The sequence below is a fragment of the Rhizobium tibeticum genome, from assembly GCF_900110205.1.
Lineage (GTDB): Bacteria > Pseudomonadota > Alphaproteobacteria > Rhizobiales > Rhizobiaceae > Rhizobium > Rhizobium tibeticum.
Window position 1 is genome coordinate 1 of sequence record NZ_FOCV01000114.1, and the last position, 3,421, is coordinate 3,421.

A 3,421-nucleotide genomic window follows, 5' to 3' on the forward strand; every position below is an offset into this window, starting at 1 on the left:
CCATCGAGTGCCTCGAGCACGTAGAGAACACAGGCATCCTGAAAGGCCTCAATTTCGCTCAAAGCGGAGCTCTCGTACTTGACCAATTAGAGAACACTATCGGCGCAAAGGAGCCGTGCGGGGCTCAGCGTCAATTTCCGAGTAGCAACGAGCGGCTTTTTCCGCTGTGTGAGATTAGTATCCGGCCTTTCGCCAGCCGGCGGCAAGCGCCTCTTGCTCGGAACAGAACCAGCGCTCTCCATACTGCGGCGATATTTTCGTAGCCCCGTAATAATGCTGGTCCGGTACGTGATAGATGCGCTCGCCGGAAGTGACGCTGACGTTGCCTTTGATGGTGCAGGCCGTGCCTCGTTGGACGATCACTCCATTGTCGATGATCATCGGCTGTGTTGGTGCGGTAAGCGAATGCTTGATCGGAGCGGTTATGAACTCCGGCAACACGGTGTAGCCACCGGCTCCCAAGAATGCTGCTCCCGAACTCAACGCTACCAATGTTGGAAACTTCATGTCCCACCCCTAGAAAAATTCTCAGGGTTGTAACATGACGGGTTTTATCGGCCCGTATAACGGAAAGCTAAAATGCGCGGTATTGGCGGCGTGGAGCGATTGCCGCCACGCCCGACTACGAGCGTTCCCGGCATCGTCGCAAGAAGGTCGAGATGCTCTTCGCTCACCTGAAACGCAGTCTCCGGATGGCGCGTTTGAGGCTGCGAGGTCCGTGCGGTGCGCGAGACGAATTCCTGCTTGCAGCAGCCGCCAAAAGCTGGGGAGACTGGTGAAACTCAGACCACAAAGGTCGCCACACGGCGTCAGCGCCGTCTAAGAGCGGCATAAACCGATACCTTGCGCAGAGGCGCGGGGCAGATAACCCATAATTCCCCTGCCCAAAAAGCCAAAGCGGCCAGGTAAGCGGCTAATCTATCGAGTTTTTCGACGATATCGGCCCCCGAAGCGGACATTTGCGATCAAGTGAGTCAAAGGCTGCTTTGCGCCGCATCTCGGATGCTCACCGTTGGTCAGGCGATGCACTTCGGCCAACCTTGCCGCCCACGCGTCCCCGCTGAATGTCAAACCTTCCCCACCAACAGCGATCTGGTTGCCGAGAACGGTATTCGCTTCAGGAACGACGTTGAACGTCAATTGCGCCTGGGCCAAGCTGGCAAGGTGCGGATCAACCACGACGGAATGGCTCGAGATTCTGGTTCTGGAGTTAGAACCTCTTGGTAATGCCAAGCGCTAATAGCATTCTGAGCCGGCCTTGGCGGCTGTGTAGCTGGAGGAAGGATCTAACCGCCGTCGATCGCCTCGCCGATGCGGGCGATCGCCTGCTGATAGACACTCGCGGAGTTCCAGCCAGCGATGGCGCCCATGTTGTCCTGATAGCCCCCGCCGGCCCGCCAGCCGTGCGCCCTGAGGAAGTTGGCCGTGGACATCATCGCCGTGCTCTTGTCGCGCATGTTCCTGCTGCCGACGCCGTATTTCAGGACGTTCCCGGGCAGGAACCCTGTGTGGCCGATCTCGCCGTGCATGGCGCCGACCGAGCCGGCACTTAGCGCGCCGCCGTCGACTAGCTTGAGCGCCGCGATAGCATGCGGCGCAAAGAATTGCGGGCGGCGACAATCGTAGGCGAGCGTGACGATTGCCGAAACAGTGTTCTGGTTGCCCATGGAGGCACCGAAGCCGGTCTCCATACCCCAGATGGCGAGCAGCACCCCGGCGGGCACGCCGTAGTTGTGCTCGATGTTGTCGAAGAGTGCTCCATTCGATGACTTGAGCGAGCGGCCTTTGGAAATAATCGCGGACCCACCCCGTCGTCTCATAAAGTCGTCGACCGAGCCGCTGAAAGCCTTATTGACGGAGCGGTCGGCCTGGATGGTCCTTACGGCGTATTTCGCACTGGCAAGCGCTGCAAGGCCCTTCCCCTTGACGCCAGCGACCCTTGCCGTCTCGGCAAACTCCACCTTCCACTGTTCAAACCCGGCAGCGCTTTTGCCGCATGATGCCGCCTGAGCAACCCACGCTAGAAGGCAGAAGGCGAGGGCGCCTGCCGCAGCAATTAAACGTTTAGCAAAGAATGCCATATCGCTCTCCTAGTAGTCCGAACCACCATGCATCCGACCGCATGACGTCACTCGTTCACTTGCATAACCTACGGCCGCGTCGGAATTAACCAAGGAAGAGTGGCCGCCCGGCAATAACGGGCGACCCTTGCCGGTGGGACATCGCGCAGCTAAGTCGACGTTATCTCGTGATTACAATGTCATCACGGATCAGGCTCGACAGTTCACCTTCGTCGGTGACCCCGAGTTCGATCCACTGAAGCAAGCTTTTTGCCTTTCGGGTCGCTTCAACACTTCCCCTTGGATGGCCGTTCTCTGCACACCAGCATTCGAGGATGCGATCGATCATGTCGGTGACTTTCGATATTAGCACCGGTTTTGTTACCGCTGCATCTGTCCCTCTTTCCCGAACGTGGGGTCGAGCCTACGGGTGCCGGCGGAAGGAAGGCAATGCACTGTATATAAGAAATACCTTATGTGACAGCGTTGAAAACCCCCGTGTTGTAAAACGGCCATAGTAGTCAATTGGTTAGACTATTCGGTAGATGTTGGGGCGAATGCAAAATCCAATTGTCGCCGAGCTCCGCGAACGCGCTTAATCGCTGGCTGGGCAAATGACTTGACCGTCGCTCGCACTGATCTGGCGGCGTGGACGCACGCACTAACGCTGGCCGAGCAAAGCACCTGACCGCTCTGAACCGGGGATCTGCTGCGAGAGCCGTTTGGAAACGCTGTTGGAGAAATCAATTGTTCGCTCGACGCACCGAGTGAGAGAGGCCGTGCAGGCGCTTCTTTGTCGAGGATTGCTGTCAATGATATGATGCGTATCAGGCACGCAACTGAGAATTTTCGATGGCTAGCCTGCGGATAGACGTAATGAGAATGGTAAGGCGCAACAAGCTGGTCGGTATGTGGGCGGCGGAAAAACTGGCGCTCGCCGACGAAAATGCTAAAGCATACTCGGACGAGCTTGCAAGAGGGGCAGTCGACGTCAAGCGCAACGATATCCTTGCCATAATTCGAAGAGACTTCGACGCGGCAGGTGTGACTCAATCAAACGAAGATATTCTGGCTGTTATGAACCTCTGCTGGCTTGAGGCAGGAAATCAAACAGAGACGTCGGATGCCAGTGACGGTGCGCTTGTGCAGATTGCGCGCAACCTAGTGAAGTAAAGTCTGAATACACTCCACGCGCCAGAGGGAAACGGCAATTAAGGAAAGCTCTCCGTGTCCGAAGGCAGCCTGGAGATCAGGGCCCTGATTGAACGTGAGCGCGACGAACAGCCCACCTTTTCTTTGTTGGTAGAGACCGCGAGATAAGCTCCTTCATCGACAGGAGCGGAACGAATGGTTGGAGATCG

3 protein-coding genes and 1 pseudogene are annotated in these 3,421 nt (G+C 57.1%); 2 read left to right on the forward strand and 2 right to left on the reverse strand.

Annotated features, from left to right (window positions below; translation table 11 throughout):
- Positions 1-174: 174 nt before the first annotated feature.
- Positions 175-507: a sunset domain-containing protein gene (locus BSG20_RS34860; RefSeq protein ID WP_072382345.1), complete on the reverse strand. Its 333-nt coding sequence runs from the start codon at positions 505-507 to the stop codon at positions 175-177.
- A 125-nt stretch (positions 508-632) separates the two neighbouring features.
- Here BSG20_RS34860 and BSG20_RS36185 point away from each other — a divergent pair.
- A pseudogene (locus BSG20_RS36185) lies at positions 633-779 on the forward strand (IS5/IS1182 family transposase); the annotation flags it as partial.
- 507 nt (positions 780-1,286) lie between these two features.
- Here the strand turns inward: BSG20_RS36185 and BSG20_RS34865 are convergent.
- Entirely contained in the window at positions 1,287-2,081 is a 795-nt protein-coding gene (locus tag BSG20_RS34865; RefSeq protein ID WP_072382343.1) for a lytic murein transglycosylase, read from the reverse strand.
- Between the two features lie 855 nt (positions 2,082-2,936).
- Between BSG20_RS34865 and BSG20_RS34870 the strand changes: the two genes are divergently transcribed.
- Entirely contained in the window at positions 2,937-3,233 is a 297-nt protein-coding gene (locus tag BSG20_RS34870; protein ID WP_244541545.1) for an ATPase inhibitor subunit zeta, read from the forward strand.
- Positions 3,234-3,421 lie beyond the last annotated feature (188 nt).